Annotated in this window: 4 protein-coding genes; all 4 read left to right on the forward strand. The window is 67.0% G+C overall.

From position 1 onward, the window contains the following. On the forward strand, positions 1–770 hold a 770-nt coding region (locus DWF00_RS07005), incomplete at its 5' end, for an IclR family transcriptional regulator (protein ID WP_210207962.1). Positions 771–820: 50 nt separating this feature from the next. Next, on the forward strand, positions 821–1,765 hold the full coding sequence (locus DWF00_RS07010) for a dihydrodipicolinate synthase family protein (protein WP_181832929.1): 945 nt from the start codon (positions 821–823) through the stop codon (positions 1,763–1,765). Positions 1,766–1,827: 62 nt separating this feature from the next. Continuing rightward, positions 1,828–3,156, forward strand: coding sequence for an ABC transporter substrate-binding protein (locus tag DWF00_RS07015; RefSeq protein ID WP_114832869.1), 1,329 nt, complete (start codon positions 1,828–1,830; stop codon positions 3,154–3,156). 6 nt (positions 3,157–3,162) lie between these two features. After that, complete coding sequence (locus DWF00_RS07020; protein ID WP_114832870.1) at positions 3,163–4,110, forward strand: carbohydrate ABC transporter permease; 948 nt, start codon at positions 3,163–3,165, stop codon at positions 4,108–4,110. Positions 4,111–4,261 lie beyond the last annotated feature (151 nt).

The following is a 4,261-nucleotide window of genomic DNA, read 5'->3' on the forward strand; positions in this document are numbered from 1 at the left end:
TGGAAATGATGTCGACCCGGATGGGCGGCGTCAGCGTCACCGTGGTGGCCGATGAGATCGGCCTGCCCAAGAGCGGCGCGCATCGCCTTCTCGCCGACCTGATCCGCCTCGGCTATGTCCGCCAGGATGCCGAGACCGAGCGTTATCACCTCACCACCCGGCTGATCTCGATCGGCCTGGCGCATCTTTCGGCCAGCGGCGTCACCGACATCTCCCAGCCGATCCTCGACCGACTGGCGAGCGAGAGCGGCGAGCTCGTCCGGATGACGGTCGTCGATGGCGATCACCTGACCTGGGTGGCGAAGGCGCAGGGCGCTCGCTCGGGCCTGCGCTACGATCCCGAGATGGGCGGCCACCCCACCCTGTTCTGCACCGCGACGGGCCAGGCCTGGCTGGCGACGCTCAGCGAGGACGAGGCGATCGCGCTTGTGGTCAAGCAGGGCTTCGGCCGGCTCGACGAGCACGGCCCCAACGCTCCGCGCACCATCTCCGCTTTCGTCGAGGCGCTGGGGCGGGCCCGCGCCAACGGCTACGCCCATGTCGACCAGGCGGCCGATGCCGGAACAGCGGCGCTTGCAGCCGCGATCCTGCATCCGCGGACGGGCGCGACGATCGGAACGGTCAGCATTGCCGGGCCGTCCTCGCGGTTGACGCCGGCTCTGGCCGGAAGGCTGACGGCGCCGTTGATCGCCGCGGCGAAGGAATTGTCGGCCGCAAGCGCCGGCTCCGAGCTTTTCACCGAGAAGGCCGCCTCGCGCGCGGCCGGCTAGTCGAATTCGAGAAGGTGACTGCAATGACCGTTTCTGCGGCTCAGCCTCGCATGCCCCAAGCTGTCCGGAAACTCGCACTGGCGCGTCCGTTCAAGGGCGTCATCTCGGCGCCGTTCATGCCGATGCAGGGCGATGGCGAGATCGATTGGGCCTCGCTGCGCCACTATATGGACTGGATCGCCGGGCAGCGCCCGGACGCCATCGCCGTCAACATGGACGCGGCCGAGGCGCCGGCGCTCAGCAATGCCGAGCGCATCGAGGTGATGCGGGTCTGCGCCGAGGTCATCGCTGGGCGTGTCCCGCTGATCTGCGGACTGATCGGCGGCTCGACCGACCAGATGATCGCCCATGGCCGCGATCTCATCGCCGCCGGAGCCGAAGGCTTCTGCGTCTTCCCGCCCTTTCCGGTCTTCATGGGTGCGCCGATCCCGCCCGAGATGATCCGGCGCTTCCATGCCGATATTGCCGAGGCGCTCGGGCTGCCGCTGATCGCCTTCCAGTTCCCGCGCGGCTGGGGCCCGGATTATTCCGGCGAGATGCTCGATGCGCTGGCCTCGATTCCGCAGGTCATCGCGATCAAGGAATCGTCGTTCGACGCCAACCAGACGATACAGTCGGTGCAGAGCGTCAAGGCGCTGCCCGATCCGATCGGCATCCTGACCGGCAGCGACACCTTCATCTACGAGGCGCTGCTGATGGGTTGCGATGGCGCGCTGATCGGCTTTGCCGGCACCGCCGTCGCCGAACTCGTGGCGATGAACGAGGCGGTCCAGAACGGCGACGCGCAGAAGGGCCGGGAGATCTGGGAGCGGCTCGCGCCGATCGCCCGCTATTGCTGGCGCCAGCCGATCCGCGATTTCCGCCCGCGCATGAAGGAAGTGCTGCGGCTGCAGGGGCTGATCACCGACGGTGCGGTGCGCCGCCCGCAGCTCGGCATCTCGGATGCCGAAAAGCTGGAACTCAAGCGCCTGGCGCAGGCCGCAGGCCTCATCTGACGACACGCCCGATCTGAACGAAAAAACGTCTGGACGACGATCCGGACCGTAGGGAGGAACCCATGTCCGAAACAAGCATCACCCGGCGCAGCCTGGTCGGCGGCGCAGCGACCATCGCTGCCGCCTCGACATTGCCCGCGCCGTCCGTCCGCGCCCAGGCGCAGCGGCGCATCACCTTCTGGCACAGCTATTCCCAGAAGGAGCGCTCCGACGCGATGCGGCAGATCGCCGACCGCTTCGAGAAGGCCAATCCCGGCGTCAAGGTCGATATCGAGATCGTGCCCTGGCCGGCCTTCCCGCAGAAATGGCCGGCGGCGATGGCGGCCGGCACCTTGCCCGACGTCACGATCCTGCTGGCCGAGAACGCCGTGCCGATGGCGCTCGCCGGCGCGCTCAACCCGATGGACGACGTCGTCAAGGCGCTGGGCGGGCCCGAGGCCTTCAAGGGCGACATCGCCCGGACGACCGGCTTCTTCCGCGGCCAGTACGTCTCGATCCCGCACTACGTCCATAACCGCCTGCTGGTCTATCGGAAGGACCGCCTCGCCGAGGCCGGCCTCCAGCCGCCGGTGACCTGGGACGACGCGCTCAAGGTCGCGACCGCCACGACCAAGGCGCCCGATCATTACGGCTGGATCCCGAAGCTGGCCAAGGGCGATACCGGCGGCGGCTTCCTGCTCTGGATGATGGCGCGCTCGGCCAACGGTTCGTTCTTCGACAAGGACGGCAAGGTCTCGTTCGACAGCGCGCCGGTGAAGGACGCCACCGCCTTCATCGTCGAGCTTGCCAGGAAGGCCGGCGGTCCCGGCGTCACCGACTACAAGATCAACGACAATTTCAGCCTGGTGAACAGCGGCAAGACCAGCCTGGCGGAGGATTCCGCCGCCATCGTCGCCGGCGCCGCCAAGGATGCCCCGGCCGTGGCCGAGCAACTCGACGCCACCTTCATGCCCAGGCGCGAGCGCGTCGGGAACCTGCTCGGCGGGATCTCGGTCGCGTTGCCGAAGGGCAAGAACCCGGCTGACGGCAAGGAGTTCGCAAAATTCCTCTTCGCCGAGGAGAACTACACGCCGTTCCTGCTCACCATCCCGCTCTTCATGTTCCCGAGCCTGAAGCGGGCGGAGGGGCCGGCCTTCTTCGACAACCCGACGATCAAGCGCTTCCGCAACGTCGTCGATGTCACCTTGAAGGGGCTGGAGGATACCAGCCTCGCCGGCATGGAGAGCGGCCTCAACCCCTATGCTGGCCCGGTGATGAACAGCTATGCGGTCGAGGACATGTTCCAGCGCATCCTGCTGCGCAACGAGCCGATCGACCAGGCCGTGGGCGCCACGGCGAAGCAGCTCGAGAAGATCGTCGGCGACGTGCGCATGCGCTTCGACCGGGGCTGACGGCGCATGTCGGTATTGGCGGTCAAGGCCCGGCCGGAACGACCGGCCGGCTCGTTCGGCGGCAGGCTCGCCGCCTGGCTCGACGAGCGGTTGGCGATCCTGTTCCTGATCCCGGGGCTGGCCTGCCTGTCGGCAGTCATCCTCTATCCCGTCGCCTATAACGCGGTCGTCGGCTTCACCAATGCCAGCCTGATGTTCCCGGGCTGGCGCTTCGTCGGCACCGCGAATTTCGAGGCGACGCTGGCCGATCCGCTGTTCTGGACCTCGACGTTGAACACGCTCGTCTGGACGGCGTTCTCGGTTGCCGGGCAGTTGCTGCTGGGGCTGCTCGCCGCGCTGGCGCTGGAGCAGGTCACGGTCGGCCGTACCACGCTGCGGCTCGCCCTGATCGTGCCCTGGGCCTTCCCGTCGATCGTGATGGCCTTCGCCTGGCGCTACATGCTCGACCCGCTCTACGGCGTGCTGAATTTCCTGCTGATGTCGCTCGGCCTGATCGACGCCCCGCAGCAATGGCTGGGCTCGCCGACCTTCGCGATGCCGACCGTCATCGTCATGAACATCTGGTTCGGCTTCCCGTTCATGATGGTCGCGATCGTCGCGGGATTGCAGACCATCCCGCAGGAACTCTACGAGGCCGCCGCGATCGACGGCGCCAGCGCCTGGCAGAAATTCTGGTACGTCACCTTGCCGGCGCTTTGGCAGGTGATCGCGACCGTGGTGATCCTGCGCACGATCTGGGTCTTCAACAATTTCGACTTCATCTTCCTGACCACCGGCGGCGGGCCGATCGACGCCACCACGACGCTGCCGGTCTACGCCTATAATGCCGGCTGGCAGCAATACGACCTCGGCCGCATGGCCGCCGTCGCCTTGATCATGATGGTGATCCTCGGCTTCATCCTCGCCGTCTATTTCCGGCTCCTCAGCCTCCAGAAGAAGACCGGGGAGGCCTGACGATGCGCAGCCGTGGCTGGACCATCGCCGCCTATAGCTGCTGCGCGCTTTTCGCCGCCTTCGCGCTGGCGCCGCTGCTCTGGATGATCTTCTCGTCGCTCAAGCCCTATGAGGAGCTCTACAGCTTCCCGCCATCCTTCAACCTGTCGAC

This window comes from Allobosea caraganae, from assembly GCF_003351345.1.
Taxonomy (GTDB): Bacteria; Pseudomonadota; Alphaproteobacteria; order Rhizobiales; family Beijerinckiaceae; genus Allobosea; species Allobosea caraganae.

What these genes read in the sequence shown, in the direction of transcription:
- DWF00_RS07010 (WP_181832929.1), top strand. Translation starts at nt 821, where the DNA reads ATGCCCCAAGCTGTCCGGAAACTCGCACTGGCGCGTCCGTTCAAGGGC.
- DWF00_RS07020 (WP_114832870.1), top strand. Translation starts at nt 3,163, where the DNA reads ATGTCGGTATTGGCGGTCAAGGCCCGGCCGGAACGACCGGCCGGCTCG.
- DWF00_RS07015 (WP_114832869.1), top strand. Translation starts at nt 1,828, where the DNA reads ATGTCCGAAACAAGCATCACCCGGCGCAGCCTGGTCGGCGGCGCAGCG.